At 64.5% G+C, this 15,376-nt stretch carries 11 protein-coding genes and 1 riboswitch; of the genes, 3 read left to right on the top strand and 8 right to left on the bottom strand.

The features are described 5' to 3' along the window. Window positions 1–10: 10 nt before the first annotated feature. The 6 genes from ACZYTC_RS04875 to mobA all read right to left on the bottom strand — a co-directional run bounded on the left by ACZYTC_RS04875 (window position 11) and on the right by mobA (window position 6,785). The gene (locus ACZYTC_RS04875; RefSeq protein ID WP_434957134.1) at window positions 11–643 is read right to left on the bottom strand and encodes a thiamine ABC transporter ATP-binding protein; all 633 of its coding nucleotides are present in this window, start codon (window positions 641–643) and stop codon (window positions 11–13) included. After that, the gene (locus ACZYTC_RS04870) at window positions 627–2,183 is read right to left on the bottom strand and encodes an ABC transporter permease subunit (protein WP_488989047.1); all 1,557 of its coding nucleotides are present in this window, start codon (window positions 2,181–2,183) and stop codon (window positions 627–629) included. Before ACZYTC_RS04870 ends, ACZYTC_RS04875 begins: the two co-directional genes overlap by 17 nt. Window positions 2,184–2,274: 91 nt before the next feature. Then, a complete protein-coding gene (thiB, locus tag ACZYTC_RS04865) occupies window positions 2,275–3,276 on the bottom strand; it encodes a thiamine ABC transporter substrate binding subunit (RefSeq protein ID WP_488989046.1) in 1,002 nt (333 codons plus the stop codon). A gap of 65 nt (window positions 3,277–3,341) precedes the next feature. Next, window positions 3,342–3,454: riboswitch (TPP riboswitch) on the bottom strand. A 101-nt stretch (window positions 3,455–3,555) separates the two neighbouring features. After that, complete coding sequence (locus ACZYTC_RS04860; RefSeq protein ID WP_488989045.1) at window positions 3,556–4,218, bottom strand: HAD family hydrolase; 663 nt, start codon at window positions 4,216–4,218, stop codon at window positions 3,556–3,558. Beyond that, on the bottom strand, window positions 4,215–6,020 hold the full coding sequence (locus ACZYTC_RS04855; protein WP_454814617.1) for an ABC transporter ATP-binding protein: 1,806 nt from the start codon (window positions 6,018–6,020) through the stop codon (window positions 4,215–4,217). The genes ACZYTC_RS04860 and ACZYTC_RS04855 overlap by 4 nt, the downstream gene beginning before the upstream one ends. Window positions 6,021–6,152: 132 nt before the next feature. Further along, window positions 6,153–6,785, bottom strand: coding sequence for a molybdenum cofactor guanylyltransferase MobA (gene mobA, locus ACZYTC_RS04850; RefSeq protein WP_488989044.1), 633 nt, complete (start codon window positions 6,783–6,785; stop codon window positions 6,153–6,155). Between the two features lie 322 nt (window positions 6,786–7,107). Here mobA and ACZYTC_RS04845 point away from each other — a divergent pair, with 322 nt between their 5' ends. From ACZYTC_RS04845 to ACZYTC_RS04835, 3 genes are read left to right on the top strand one after another with little or no spacing between them, the layout of a single operon-like run. Then, window positions 7,108–7,410 (top strand): sulfurtransferase TusA family protein, encoded by a 303-nt coding sequence (locus ACZYTC_RS04845; protein ID WP_488989043.1) that lies wholly within the window; start codon window positions 7,108–7,110, stop codon window positions 7,408–7,410. Beyond that, window positions 7,410–7,928, top strand: a complete 519-nt coding sequence (gene mobB / locus ACZYTC_RS04840; RefSeq protein WP_434959664.1) for a molybdopterin-guanine dinucleotide biosynthesis protein B — start codon at window positions 7,410–7,412, stop codon at window positions 7,926–7,928. Before ACZYTC_RS04845 ends, mobB begins: the two co-directional genes overlap by 1 nt. Before the next feature lie 60 nt (window positions 7,929–7,988). Beyond that, a complete protein-coding gene (locus ACZYTC_RS04835; RefSeq protein ID WP_488989042.1) occupies window positions 7,989–8,741 on the top strand; it encodes an SDR family oxidoreductase in 753 nt (250 codons plus the stop codon). 183 nt (window positions 8,742–8,924) lie between these two features. Here ACZYTC_RS04835 and ACZYTC_RS04830 read toward each other — a convergent pair whose 3' ends face one another. Together ACZYTC_RS04830 and ACZYTC_RS04825 are read right to left on the bottom strand one after the other, a co-directional pair. Beyond that, window positions 8,925–13,229: a translocation/assembly module TamB domain-containing protein gene (locus ACZYTC_RS04830; RefSeq protein ID WP_488989041.1), complete on the bottom strand. Its 4,305-nt coding sequence runs from the start codon at window positions 13,227–13,229 to the stop codon at window positions 8,925–8,927. Continuing rightward, the gene (locus ACZYTC_RS04825) at window positions 13,229–15,214 is read right to left on the bottom strand and encodes an autotransporter assembly complex protein TamA (RefSeq protein WP_434957143.1); all 1,986 of its coding nucleotides are present in this window, start codon (window positions 15,212–15,214) and stop codon (window positions 13,229–13,231) included. The genes ACZYTC_RS04830 and ACZYTC_RS04825 overlap by 1 nt, the downstream gene beginning before the upstream one ends. Window positions 15,215–15,376 lie beyond the last annotated feature (162 nt).

The following is a 15,376-nucleotide window of genomic DNA, read 5'->3' as shown; positions in this document are numbered from 1 at the left end:
AGGCTTTGCCTCAGCCCACCACCCGTCCATCCGCCACCGTGATGACCTTATCGGCTCTGCCGTCGACGTCCTCGGGCGTATGCGTCGTCATCAGTACGGTCAGGTTCTTTTCCCGGCGCAGCGTGTCGATGAGATCGACCATGTCGGCGCGCATGGCGGGATCAAGCCCCGTCAACGGCTCGTCGAGCAGCAGCAGCGGGCGCGTGGTCAGCATGGCGCGTGCGAGCGCCACGCGCTGGCGCTGGCCGCCGGAGAGCTCGGAAGGCAGCCGCGCTTCCATGCCGCCCAGGCCGACATGATCGAGCATCGCCGAGATGGCCTGACGATTGGCCGCGGAGAGCCTCAGGGATGGCGACAAGGCCAGGCCGGCGTTCTGCAGGGCGGTGAGATTGGGCAGGAGATTATGGTCCTGGAAGACGATGGCCACGGGCCTGTCGGCCGGCTTCAGAGGCAGGAGATCGACACCATCGAAGCTCAATCGGCCGCTCTCCGGCTTCTCAAAACCGGCAATGGCGTGGAGCAAGGTGGACTTGCCGCCGCCGGATGGACCGACCATGGCCGCCAGCGCGCCCCGGGAAACGGTGAGGTCGTAGCGCCCGGTCCAGTCGTCGATGGTGATGGTGAGACTATCCACGACGAGCATATCGGCCTCCAAACCGCCCAGCCACCAGAAACAGGACCAGCACCAGCCCGGCGAGCAGCGCGGCGATGCCATCGGCCTCGGCGACACGATAGGAACCGAGCTTGGCGTAGAGCAAGGCCGGCAGCGTCACCAGACTCTGCGAGCCGAACAAGGCCACGACACCGAGATCACCGAGCGACAGCGCCATGGCTAGGGCGAATCCCGCCGTTGCGGAGGGTGCCAGCAACGGCCATTCGACCAGACGCAGCCGGGTCCAGCCAGTCAGGCCGAGATTGTCGGCCAGTCGGCCGTAACGCTCCTGCGCCAGGGCCATGGGCGGATCGACGAGCCGGTGCACGAAGGGCAGCGCCATCATCGCGTTGACCAGCACGAGAGCCGGCATGGCCACGAAGTCGGTGACGCCCAAAGCCCGGGCGATCACGTAGAGGCCGGCGGCGAAGGCCAGTGGCGGTGCGGCCAGCGTGAGCAGGGGAGCCGCCGTCATCAGCCTGGCAAGGCGCGGCCAGCCCTGCCCCATCAGGGCCAGGCGCGAGCGCGACAGCAGGAGGGCGGCCGCCAGCGACAGCGAGGCAGCCGCCAATGCGACCACCAGGCTGGTCGCCAGAGCCCGGGGTACCTGCGGGTCAATCCCTGCCAGCAGCGTGCGGCCGGCATGGAGGACGGCCAGCAAGGGAGGCAGCAGCAAAAGCAAAGCGAGGCCGATGACCACCGTATCCGCCAGCCGCAGCCAGCCTGCTTCCCGATCGGGCCGCTCCAATTTGCGCCCGAGGCTGGCGGCTTCGGGAGGACGCACCAGCAGGGGCGCCGCAAGCGTCACCAGCACTGCCATGGCAGCAATCTGCAGCAAGGCCAGCACGGCGGCCCTGGCGAAATCGGCATCGGAATGGATGGCCTGGTAGATCGCAACCTCGAAAGTGGCGCTGCCGGGGCCTCCTCCGAGCGTGAGGGGAATGGCGAAAGAGGTTGCGCAGGCGATGAAGATCAGGAGGGCCAGCGCCGGCAGGTCCCGCTGCAGCACTGGCCAGTCGATACGGCGAAAAATGGTTGAAGGCGGCAGGCCGAGCGAGGCCGCCAGCCGCCAATGCTCCCCCGGCACGGTCTCCAGTGCCGCGAGGAACACCCGGCTCGCGAAGGCTCCGTTGAAGAAGACATGCACCATCAGAATGCCGGTAAGCCCGTAGAGCGAGATGCCCGGCAGGCCGATGGCCCCCAGCACGGCGTTGACGATGCCGGCCCGGCCATAGATGCCGGCAAAGGCGAACACGGCCACGATCGAAGGCAGCGCGGCCGCGACGCCGAACAGAGCCAGCAGCAGGCGGTGCCCTGGGAATTGCCGCCGGGCCAGCGCCAGGGCAACCAACGCCCCGAACGACAACGACAGCAAGGTGGAGAGCAGCGCCTGATAGACAGTGAAGCCGGCAATCGAGACGAGATAGCCGACATTGCCCTGCCAGGCATCGCCGCCAGCCGCGAGGAACAGGCTGGCGAGCGCTGCGAGCACGAGCGCGGCAAGGGCGCCAAGGAGAATCAGGCCGGGCATTCAGGATGGAGCGCGTTTATCCTCCCCTGGAGGGGGAGGGTGGAGGCTCGGCGTTTCGGAGCCACTGTCAGCTTCATTCGTCTCTCGTTCGTCACTTGGCCATGGCGGCCAGCCATTCGTCGATCCAGGCCTTACGATTCTCGGCGAGCTTGGCGGGATCGGCCATCAGGGCCTTGGCCGGAACGGCAACGGCCTTGAAGCTCTCCGGAAGTCCTGCCGCCGGCGTCTTGGCCGGATACATCCAATTGGTCTCGGGCAACGCAGCCTGGGCCTCGTCCGAGAGCAGGAAGGTGAGGAATTGACGCCCGAGCTCCTGTTGCTTGGAACTCGCAACCACCCCGGCGACTTCGACCTGGGTCTGATGGCCTTCCGGGAACATCGCGGCCTTGTAATTGGTCTTCTTCTCGGCGCCGATGTGATAAGCGGGCGAGGTCGAATAGGAGAGCACCATGTCGGCCTCCCCCTTCAGGAACAGGCCATAGGCTTCCGACCAGCCCGAGGTGACGGTGACGATGCGCGGCTTCAGCGACCTCCAGGCCTCGGGGGCCTTGTCGCCATAGACGGCCCTGACCCAGGCGAGCAGGCCGAGGCCCGGCGTGGAGGTGCGCGGATCCTCGATCACCAGCTTGGGGCCGTTCTTGTCGTCGACCAGTTCCTTCAGGCTGGCCGGCGGGGTCTTGAGCTTGTCGCTGTCATAAACGAAGGCGAAATAGCCCCAGTCATAGGGAATGAAGGTCTTGTTGGTCCAAGGTTCGGGCAGAGAGAGCTTCTCGGCTGCCACGCCATGCGGCACGAAAAGACCGGACTTTTCCGCCTCTCCCATCAGATTGTCGTCGAGACCGACGACAACATCCGCCTTGGTCGAGGCGCCTTCAAGCTTGAGCTTGGCGAAGAGAGCGCCGCCGTCATCGGCGGTGACATAGGTCAGTTTGCAGTTGCACTTGGCCTCGAAGGCGGTTTGCAGCGGCTTGCCGGGACCGTATTCGCTCGAAAAGCTCTCATAGGTGTAGACGGTGAGCACCGGCTTGTCCTCGGCCGAGGCCGTCGTGGCAACGGTGGCCAGTGCGAGAGCGGCGAGCAGTTTCCTCAGCATAGCGTCCTCCATGTCGAAAACGGTTCGATACGGACGACGGCGGTGAAGAAAATTGCGGTGAAGCTGAAAGCTTCGAAGCTCATCCCTCCGCCGGCACGACCCGGATCAGGTTCGATGGGTTAGACGAAGCTTGCGGCCACCGTCTTCTCAGCCCTTGCGGGCACCCCATGAGACGATTCCCGTGTTAGCGCTTTCCCGAGGCAAGGGAAAGCCCGTTTCGTGGCGGAGATCGCCCACGGCCGACAAGGCGCAAAACTGAAGAGGTTTATCTGCCTGCCATCAAGCGATGCCGAGCCGGGCCGCTGCGAAGGGCCGAAGGCGCGGATCCTCATAATCGGGAATCGCCAGTTCCACGCCCACAGCCAGCAGTGCCTCCTCGCTCATGCTGGTAGCAAGACCGATCACGGCAAGGCCGGCTGCCTTGCCGGCCGTGATACCCGAACGTGAATCCTCGAAGGCCAGGCTGGAAGCAGCCATTCCCTGCAGGCGTTCCAGGCCAACGAGATAAGGGTCCGGATGGGGCTTGGGATTGGTAACCTCGGCGCCGATCACCACGGTAGGGAAGCGCTCCACCAGGCCCAGATTGACGAGTTGATGCTCCGCATTGTCCCGCGGCGCATTGGTGACCACACCGATCGGCACGCCGTTCTTTTCGAGCCAGTCGAGAAAATCCGTCAGCCCCTTTGCCGGCTTGAGCCCGACGAAGAGGCTGCGAAACATCGCCTCCTTGTCGTCGACGAGCTTGAGGGCGACATCCTCGTCCAGATCCTTCAGGAAGTTCCTGGCGAGCAGGCTGTTGGGCTGGCCCATGATCTCGGAGACATAGGTATCGAGGGAGAGTTCGATGCCATGTGGCGCCACCATCTCGCGCCAGGCCTCGTAATGCAGGTGATCGGCATCGACCAGAGTGCCATCGAGATCGAAAAGGGCAACGGACTTCACGAAGCAAAACCTTCCAAAACAGGCGAGAGCTGAGGCTCTTCGCGGAACTGCACGGCATGGAGGGCGGCATAGCGCCCCCCTTTGGCGAGCAGCTCTTCATGGCTGCCCTCCTCGACCAACCGACCGCCGTCGATCACGCAGATCTTGTCCGCCTCCTGGACGGTCTGCAGCCTGTGGGCGATCACCACGACGGTACGGCCAGCGCAGAGATCGTCCAGAGCGTTCTGGACGGCCTGCTCGGACTGGGAGTCGAGCGCGGCAGTGGCTTCGTCCAGGAGGATGACCGAGGCATCGCGCAGAATGGCGCGCGCAATCGCGATGCGGGCGCGCTGGCCGCCGGAGAGCTGCAGGCCGCGCTCACCGACCTCGGTGTCGTATTCTCGGTCGAAATCCACGATGAAATCATGGGCATGGGCTGCTTTGGCGGCGGCCTCGATCGCCTCCTGTGACGCGCCTGGCCGGCCGAAGGCGATGTTCTCCCGGATGGTTCCGGCGAACAGGAACACGTCCTGCCCGACATAGGCCATGGCGCTGCGCAGACTGGCGACGGAAACCGACGCGATATTCTGCTCATCGATGCGGATCGTCCCGGAGCCCGGTTCGTAGAAACGCAGGATCAGGTTGAGCACGGTCGACTTGCCGCTACCCGACGGCCCGACCAGGGCCGTGGTCTTGCCGACTTCCGCAATCAAGGAGAGATCCTGCAGGACCGGCTCGTCCGGCTTGTAGCCGAAATTCACACGGTCGAAGACGATGTGGCCACCCTTGTTGACGAAAGCCGGCTTGGCCTCCTCGATCGGCCCTTCGCGGGCCGGCTCATCGACGATATCGTAGAACATGCTGACGCCGGTGACGGCCGCGTTCAGATCGACATTCACACGGGCCAGGGCCTTGGACGGGGCATAGGCAGTGAGGAAGGCGAAAAGGAAGGAAATCAACTCGTCGACGGTAAGCTGGCCGGCGGTGATGCGCCAACCGCCATAGACGATCACGGCCGCAACGGCAAAGCCGGCCATGGTCTCCATGATCGGGCCGGTCCGGTTGCCAAGGCCGGCCATCTTGTTGGCAGCCGATTGCGCTTCGGCGACCCCGGCCGCCATGCGCTCGCGCATCGCCTCTTCCATGCCGAAGGACTTGACCACCCGGATGCCCTGCGAGGTCTCCTGGATGATGCCGGTGATGCGGGCAGTGCTCTGATATTGCCGGGTCACCACGCGCTTGATGCGCTTGGTGATGTAGCGGATGCCGAGCACCGCCGGCGGCATCACCACAATGGCGGACAGGGCCAGCAAGGGATCGCGGATGATCATCACGGCGATCAGGGCCGCGACCTGAAGAACGTTGGAAACGGAGGTGACCAGCAAATTGGAGGCGATGCGCGAGCAATTGGCGATGAAGCTATTCGAGGTCACCATCTCGGTGGAATGGCGCGCGGTAAAATAGGCCATGTCCTGCTGGACGACATGGTTGAACAGCCGCTGCTGCACGCTGGCGATGATGGAATTGCCGATACGGGCGAGCACGGTGTCCTTGGTATAGGCGGCCGCACCGCGAACCAGGAAGACCGCAACGACCATCAAGGCAAAGCCGGCGATCTGCCCCATGCTCTGCTTGTCCCACATGGCGCGGATGACGGGGCCGATCAGCCACGCCACCAGACCGCCCATCGAGGCTTCGATGGCGCCGGCCGCGATCGCCAGGCCATAGGCGCGGGTATGCTTGCTCCCCTCGTCGGAGAACAGGCGCCGCAGCAAGGGTATGGCAGGCACTGAATTCTGGGCCTTGGTCGAAATGGTGGTCACTCCTAAGCGGATTTGCGACTCCTGGTGAACCCAATAAATCGCAAAACGCTCTGACAATTGCCGCGCTTCTATCACCGGCGTGAAATTAAGGCCAGATGGGGGCACTGGTACGGCGCCAGACAAGGTCGGTGATCAGGCAGCCGGAAAACGGGCAAGAAGAGCCTGCGCCTCCACCATGCCGTCGGGATCATTGACATTGGCAAAGGGGTCGAAGGGGGCCGCCGACCATACCACCTCCGTAAAATCGTGCCGCCGCAGAATGGTCTCGACCCGGCGCTGATCTTCCTCCACCAGGGCCTGCCGCAGAGCGGCACGCAGATGAACGGGCCAGAGCGCCGCGGTCGGGTGACGCCGGCCGGCGGAGACCGCGACGGCACCTCTCCCCGTCTGCGTACCGGCACGCAATCTTGCCACCAGGTCTTCAGGCAGGAAGGGCGCGTCGCAGGGCACCGCGATCACCTCGGCAAAACCGGCCTGCGCCGCATGATCGAGACCGGCGAGCACGCCGGCCAGGGGTCCCGGGAAATCCGGCACGCCGTCCGGCAGGATGGGGAGGCCCAGCGTTTCAAAGCGCCCGGCATCGCCATTGGCGTTGAGAAAAAGCGCATCGACCTGAGGACGCAGGCGGCCAGCGATGCGCTCGAGGATCGTTTGCCCGCCCAGAAAGGACAGTCCCTTGTCACCGCCGCCCATGCGCCGCGACAAGCCGCCGGCGAGGATCACCCCCATGACGGCGCCATCAGCTTTCTTGATGTCCTCGTTCAAAGTCACTGCCCCTGCGGTTTTCTAAAGCGTTTTGCAATTAGACGCTATCACCAAGGATCGCAAAGACGCTTCGAAACAATAAGTTAGAGCAAACAAGCGTTCAGTCTTGAAAGCGCTTTGCTCTAGGACCAGGGAAGGCAACAGAGCGACGCGCCGCCGCCTCGATATTCCATGTCCGTGCCATTCCCCGCAAGTCTCGGATACATTCGTCCCTCATTCCGGGCTGGGCTCCTCTCCGGGCCATGCCGCACCGGTGCGACGGATGCGCCGCGACGACGCACAATGGTTGAATGGCGGCCTCCGGCTCGCTACAGCGATAGATATGTCCGCTCTTCCGCCCTCGCCACCGGCCGCCGACCAAGCCTTGCACAGCAATCCGGCCTTGCGCAGCAACCCGGCCTCGCGCATCGACCTGCGCGGTCTCAAATGCCCGCTGCCGGTGCTGCGCGCGCAAAAGGAACTGGCACGCCTTGCTCCCGGCGACCGTCTCATCCTCGAATGCACCGATCCGATGGCGGCGATCGACCTGCCCAATCTCATGCGCGAGACCGGTGACATCTATGAAGGCCGCAGCGAGGAGCCCGGCTTCACCGCCCACCATATCCGCAAGGCGCCCACGCCATGATGCGGCTGATGGGCCTGTCGGGCTGGAGCGGCGCCGGCAAGACGACTTTGATCGCCGCCTTGATCCCGGCCTTGCGCCGTCGAGGCCTGACGGTGTCGACTATCAAGCATGCCCACCACGCCTTCGATGTCGACAAGCCGGGCAAGGATTCCTACATCCACCGCGAATCGGGGGCGCAGGAAGTGCTGGTCGCCTCGGCTCATCGCTTCGCTCTGATGCATGAGCTGCGCGGGGCGCCCGAACCCTCGCTCGGCGAACTGCTCAAGCGCCTGACGCCAGTCGACCTCGTCATCGTCGAGGGCTTCAAGCGCGATCCGCATCCCAAGATCGAGGTGCACCGCACCGCGACCGACAAGGACTACATCTATCCGGCCGACCCTTACATTCGCGCCATCGCCACCGACGCGCCCGGCCCCTTCCCGATGCAGCGCTTCGACCTCGACGACATCGAGGGGATCGCCGATTGGGTCATCCGCGAGGCCGTTCCCATCGAACCTGGGGGCGTCTTCGCTCTCTGAGCAATCAGAGCGCCTCCATTCCCTCAGCCAGCCAAGGCAGATCACAGCCGGGAGTTCTCCATGTCGATGCGCCCTCTCCTCCTCGTCACCGGCGGAAGCCGCGGCATCGGGGCCGCAGTCTCACTCAAGGCCGCCGCAGCAGGCTACGACCTCATCATCAACTATCGCAGCGACCATGAAGCTGCCGAGGCCGTGGCGCGGGCCGCCCGTCATGCCGGGGCGCGGGTTCTCGTCCTCGCCGGCGACATGGCCAGGCAAGATGACATCGCGGCCTTGTTTGCCGCCATCGACGATTTCGGCAGGTTGACCCACCTCGTCAACAATGCCGGCATTACCGGCAAGTCCGGCAAGCTCGCCGAAACCGATCCATCCATAATCCGCGAAACCATCGATCTCAACGTCACCGGCGCCATCCTGGTGGCGCGCGAGGCCGCCAGGCGGCTTTCGACCCGGCTGGGCGGATTGGGCGGGGCCATCGTCAACATGTCATCCGCCGCAGCCACCTTGGGCTCGCCCGGCGAATATGTCTGGTATGCCGCGTCCAAGGCGGCGATCGACGGCTTGACCTATGGCCTTGCCCGCGAGCTCGCCAATGAGGGCGTGCGTGTCAACGCCATCCAGCCCGGCATGGTCGATACCGAGATCCATGCCCGCAGTACGGGCGACGCCGGACGTGTGGAACGCATCAGGCCAAGCATTCCCATGCAGCGCATCGGCTCAGCCGAGGAGATCGCCGACGCGACACTTTATCTGTTGTCCGAAGCCTCGAGCTACGTCACCGGCTCGATCCTGCGGGTATCGGGTGGTCGCTGAGGCATTGGCTGGAAACAACTAAAACGCTGCCTTTGTCATGCCCGGGCTTGATCCGGGCGTCCCGCGCCTCCCGTCTTCAACGTCTGGAGGGGCCGTGGATTGCCGGGTCAAGCCCGGCAATGACAAAGGTCGGGCCAATTCGATCCGTTTATTGACGGACGAATCCCAAAGCAAATACCGGCCTTAATATTCGCGTTCGTAGTAGATGCCGCCCTTGGAACCGTCGGTGCCGGCCTGGCCGCGCAGTTTGAGGTTCTTGGTGACGTCGAGATTGATGGTGGCGTCTGTCTGGCCGCCCACGCCTGAGGTTACGCCGAGATAGATCTTGTCGCCGATATAGGTGCCGGCCTGCACGGCCGCGTTGCCGCTGGAATCGGTGACCACGCCGAGATTGTCGAGCCCGGTCGACTTGCGGATCTTGTCGAGCAGGCCGGGGCCGGAAGGACCGCCAGCGAGCTGGGCCACGGCGGTGGCAAGCTGGGCGAGCTGCAGCGGCGACAGGTCCTGGATGCTGCGACCGAACAGGAACCGGGCCATCACCTCGTCCTGCGGCAACTGGGGCACCGAGGAGAGTATGATCTGCGGATCGGAGGCGCGTCCGGTCACGCGTACCGTCACGGTGATCGCGCTGTTACGGGTGGACGCGGCGAAATCGATGTTGGGATCGAGATCGCCGACAAGGGTCACCTTGCCGCTGTCGAACACGATGTGCTGGCCGATGACGTCGAGCGAACCGCGCCGCATCTCCAGGAAGCCCACCGGCGCGATGTTGGCGACCGAGCCCTTCAGCGCCATCTGGCCGCCGAGTTCGGCATCAATGCCGCGACCGCGCACGAAGATGCGGGCCGGCGCGTCGATGGTGAGATCGAGCACCACATTGGGGCCGGAACTGGCTTTGCCCTTCTTGGGCTTGCCAGCCGCAGCGGTGTCCTTCGCCTTTGCGAGGGTCCGGGCCACCTCACGCGGCGGCTTGAGATGCTTGACACCGAGCATGGCGGCATTGGCGGCAAAGCGTTCGGGAATGGTGATCTCGGCCCGCTGGATATCGATACGGCCACCGATAACCGGCCTGGCCATCAAGGGCCCGCGTATCGTGATGTCGCTGGAGACGATTGCCGTCGCCAGATTGCCGTCGGTGAGCTTGGCGTTGCGCGTGGTGATCTTCAGGTCAGCGGCGAAATCGGGCTTCAACCCGACCGAACCGCTGACGCCGATGCTGCCGCCGCCTTGGGTGGTGGCACTGAACTGGGCAATGGTTGCCCGGTCGCGGTCGAAGCGGATGGTGCTGCCGATTCCCGTCAGCTTCATGCCGGTCTCGGGATCGGTCACCGTGCCGCCGGCGATCACCGCCTGGCCTGATACTGATGGCGCCGAGATCGATCCGCCGGCCTTGGCATTGAGGGTAAGCGTGCCGGTCACGCGGCCGCCACGGTCACGCAAGGCGCCATTGGCCAGAGCGAGCGGCGCCGAGGCCTGCACGTCGACGGAGAGGCCTGCTCCCTGCAAAGGGACACGGCCGCGCGCCGTGACCGACAGACCTCCGGCTCCCGTCAGGCTGGCATTGCCGATGGTGACGGCCTTGCCCGCATAGCGGCCATTGGCGGCAAGCTGCAAAGCCGGAATGCCGAAGCCCTTGGTGGCGGCGACGCCGAGGCCGGCGCCCTTCACGTCGAACTCCGCCACCGGGTCGGCCGGTTTGCCGGAGAGTTTCACATTGGCCGACAGCGTGCCGGTGGCACCGAGGCCCGGGGAGGCGATATTGGCGAGCGACAACGGCAATTGACCGACGACGACGTTCATCGCCAGGGTCTCGCCAACCTTGCCGTCGATAGAGACGACACCACCCTGCCCGATCCGCAGCACGGCCCTGGGGATCGAGACCCCGCTCTTGCGGCTGGCGATGGTGACGGGAGACTGGAGGGAGGCTGAGATGCCCTCCTGCGAGACGTTGAGCGTATCGAGCCTGGCGTCAAGTCCATCCCCGGCTGGCTTCACCGCACCCGACAGGGCCAGTTTGCCGCGAGGCATCGTGCCCTGGAGCTGGAAGGCGGTCGCATTCTCGCCTTCTGACTTGGCGGTGGCCTGCAACTGATTGAGGATGAAGGAGCCGGCCTGAACATTCGACGCGTTGACGGTGCCCGAGAGTGCCGGCACACCTGTGAGGTCGCGGCCAGTCAAGTCGACCGTCGCGGAGCCGATGCTATTGGCTTCGACCTTGAGCGCCTTGGCCTGTGCCTTGATCGCGGCGTTCTGCTTGGTGCCATCGACCGAGAGCCCGATATTGGCGGTGAGCGATCCCGATGCCTTGACGAGCAGAAGCGGCGCGATCGCCGCCATATCCGGGATCGCGGCGTTGAGCTGGCCGCTGGCGCGCCCGTTCGGGGTCACGGCAAGGTCGCCGGCGAGCTGGGCCGCGCCGGCTCCGACATTCAGGCCGTTGATCTGATGTGTGCCATCCGGCAGGGTTGATATCGTCGCCCCCGCCTTCACCGGCATGCGGTCGAGCTGGCCGGCGAGCGAAAACACGCCATTGACGGCGGCACCGGCAACGCTGCCGGTGAAATTGGCTTTGCCATCGGTGAAGGGCTTGCCCTGAAGCACCAGCCTGGGCGCGATGAGATCGGCGACGACATCGGGTTTTTCGGCGCTGCCCTTCAGGCTGGCATTGACCTCGACGGCACCGGAGGCACGGTCCGTCACCAGCTTGATATCGGACAGGTTCGCGGTGGCCTTGAAGTCCATCGCCTTGGCACCATAGAGCCCATCCGCCGAGGCGTTGAACTGCTGGTTGACGAGGGTGATCTTGTCGAAATGCAGTCCTTCGGTATCGCGCCGGACGCCGCCCTTGAGGCTGGTTGCCCCCTTGAGGACGGCATCCAGGCGCGGATCCCCGAGCACGATGTCACTGGCCTTGCCCTCGACGGTCAAGGCGAGACCGCCGCCTGCCACCGCGACGTCACCCTTCGCGGTCAGGTCTGCCTTGCCGCGCAATTCGCGTCCCGCCAGACCGGAGAAGACCGAGATATCGGGCGTGGCCAGCGAGTAGATGCCGCTCATCTTGGCGCCGACGATGCCGGTGAAGCCGGCCTGGAAAGCATTCGCTGCCAGGCGCACGCCATCGACGACCACCGGCTGCCCCGCCTGCCATTTGCCGGCGGCGGTGAGGCCGAGGCTGCTGCCGAGCGCCTTGGCCAGACCCGGATCGGAGGAACTGAGCTTGTCGCCGCGTCCATCCACCTTGAAGGTGAGGCTGCGCTTTTGCGGATCGGCGAGGTTCCAGGCATCACCGCCGGCCTTGATGGTGGCGCTCTCGGCGGCGACCGTGCCGGCCGCCAGCTTCTGCAGATCGAAATTCGCCGTCCAGCCGCCGTCACCGAACTGGGCCGCCAGCGTCATGCCCTTGATGCGGGCGTTGCCGCCCGGCAGCAGGATGTCGTGGCCATCCTCGGCACCGAACTTGCCGTCGAGCTTGAGGTTGGTCGGAAAAGCATCGGCCGAGAGGGCGCCCGACAAAGCGAGGTCGAGTACGCCGGATTTGATGGTGGCATGCTTGAGCGCATAGCCCCCGCCGGCCACCTGCCCGCCCTCGACCGAAATGGCCGACTGGCCACGGACGAAATCGGCATAGGCGGGATCGACCAGCCGCTCCAGATTGCCGCCGAGATCGGCCTTGAAGGTGACGCCATCGGTCCCCTGCGCCAGCATGGCCTTGCCGCCGAACAGCTTGTTGCCATCGGCCGAGAGAGCGATGTCGGCAGCGAAATTGTCCAGGGGTCCCGAACCGACGATGGTGAAGCCGAGCGGCGGCGAGCCCGGTACTTTCAGCATGCTGGTCAGGAAGCCGCCATGCGGTTCCTGCAGCGAAAGATTGAGACCCAATTGCTTGGTCGCATTGTCGAAGTCGGTGGTGAAAGTGAGATCGCCACCGGCGGGCTGCGTCCGCTTAATCAGCAATTCCGAATGCAGCTTGCCGTCTGCCAGCAGGGCATTGCCAGCAACGTCGAACACCGTGTCCTCGCCCGCCAGTGCCGCCGAGATCTTGACCACGGGTACGGCAAGCTTGCCGAGCTTCACCGAAACCGGTAGCTCGGGCAGGGAGAAACCACCCTCGCCCGCGGCCGGCTGCACTCCCTGAGGCGGATTGGGCTTGCGGGTGATCTCGATCGAACCCGCCTCCAGAAGGTCGACATCGAGCTTCTTGCTCATCAGGGCGAGCCGGCTCCAGACCAGATGGGCGTCCTTGATGGTCAGCCACACGCCCTGCCGATCGGCGATGGTGATGGAAGAGATTTTCACATCAGACGACAGGGCGCCATCGATCTGGCCGAGCGAGATCTTCTGGTCGGGCGTCGAGATGGTGTCCTCGACATAGGTGATGAACCAGGACTTCTCGCTGGCGTCATCAGCCCGCGCCGGCGCAAGTTCCCTGAGGCCGAGGGGCACGGCCACGACTGCGACGGCCGTTAAGAGAATGATCCGGCGCCGCATCAGAAGCTCTCTCCCAATCCGATATAGAGGGCGAAAGGCGGCGTGTTCTTCTTCTTGACCTTGCCATCCTCGATGACGAAGCCCTTCACGGGTGTGAGGCCCCGGGCGATGTCCACCCGGATCGCCCCGAGACTGGTATAATAGCGCAAACCGACGCCTGCGCCGATCTTCATGTCCTCGTCGAAGGAGGGATAGGAGGTAGAGAAGGCGCTGCCTGCGTCGACGAAGGGGACGATGCCGATGCTGTCGGTCACCTTGATGCGCATTTCGAGCGAGCCCTCCAGCAAAGAGCGGCCGCCCACCACGAAGCCATTGTCGAGCTTGGGACCGAGGCTGCGGAAATTATATCCGCGCACCGAGCCGCCACCGCCGGCATAGAACATGCGATCGCCTGGCAATTCGTTGGCGGGCGCCCCGACGATGGAGCCGACCGCAACCCGGCCAGCCAGGACATAGCGTCCCATCGCGTCGAAGGAGAAATAAGCCGAGCCGTCGATACGGGTCATCGCGCCGAAATTGCCGAACTTGGCCTCGTAGAACGGCTCGAGCGTGCCCTTCAGGCGATAGCCGCGCGTGGGCTCGAGCTTGTCGTCGGTGGTGTCATAGGCGAGTTCACCGGGCAGGCTGAACAGCAGGAGATTGCGCTTGCCGTAAAAGTCTTCGACCTGGTCATATTCGCCGTTCAGCGCGATCTTGCCGGTCAATCGCTCCGAGAATTCGTGGGCAAGCCCGATGCGCGCACGGAAGGTGTTCTGCGAATAGGGATCGTAAACCTCGCGCTTGGCCAGCAATTGCGCGGTAAGATCCGTAAACGGATCGAAGATCCCCGGCTTCACGAAGGTGACGCCGCCCGAATAGGTGAACTTGGTCGGATCGGTGGAATCGACGCCCGCCACGGTCGCATCGAAACGCAGGCGCTCGGCTTCGCCGAACAGATTGCGGTGCTCCCAATAACCGTTGAGGCCGATGCCGTCGGTGGTGGAATATTCGGCACCGGCACCGAAGACATGCAATGGGCGCTCCGACACGGTGATCATCAGCGGCATGGTGCTGTCGGCCGCAATCGCGTCGCCCTCGACGATGCTGGTGGTCGAGAACACCTGCAGGCGCTGCAGGCGCCGCTTGGCGAGTTCGATCTCGGCCGGATCGTATTGGTCGCCCGGCCGGAGGCCGGTCTGACGCGCCACGAAGGCTGGATTCATGTCCTTGGTGCCATCGACGGTCATGCGCCCGTAATGGGCCAGGCGCCCCGGCTCGACCGCCAGCGTGACATCGAGCCTGTTGTTGACGTGGTCGGCGGTGATGACGCGTGGCAGGGCCTTGGCCTTGGGGTAGCCCTGGCGTCGCCAGGCATCGATCATCGCCTGCTCCGCCGACAGTACGATGTCCGAATTGGCCTGGTGGCCCGGCTCGAGGCCGAGACGCTCGGGCGTCTTGGTCTTGGGAATGTCGTCGATCGGGCTGTGCGGCGCCCGGTTTTCCAGCCGGATCCGGCCGAAGGTGAAGACGGGACCGGGATTGACGTTTACAACCACCGGGACCGGGTGAGGCAGGGTGGCGTCGACGGGAATCTCTTCGAGCTTGCGCCCATTGACCAGGATCGAGATCGAAGCGCCATAGCGTGCATTGGCATAGAGCGTACCGAGGATACGATCATATTCGGTCCGCGCCTTGGAGAGGAAGGCAGGCGTGCTCGGCGGCGGCGTTTCGTCCTTGCCGCTATACAGAGAGGACGCCCCCTCAACCGCCGACTTGATATCCTTGTCCCCGCCCGCAATCACCACTTCGATCTTGTAGGTCTGGGCGTCGGGCGAAACCGGCTTCTCGTCCGATCCGAAGAAATTATAGCCGAAAAGCTTGAAAGCTGCGGCGGGCTGGGGCTTCGCCCCGGCAATGAGCGCCATAACGGCCACCGACAAGGCCAGCCCCTTGGCCAGACGCTGCCGCGCCGGCATCAGGCGTTCGAGCCTGCTGAGCCCCCTCATCGCCTGTCGATCGCCCCACGCCATAGACCAGCGCCCCCACTAAACCCCGATACGGGGGCGCCGCCCCGGAGGTGAACCTTACGCCAAACGACCTCTTCCGATCAACCCATCACCGTATATCATCATGAACAAACGGTTAATTACGTAATCAATCGTATCGAT

The sequence above is a fragment of the Labrys sp. F242 genome (assembly GCF_057813875.1).
This window is presented reverse-complemented; position numbering and strand designations above follow the sequence as displayed.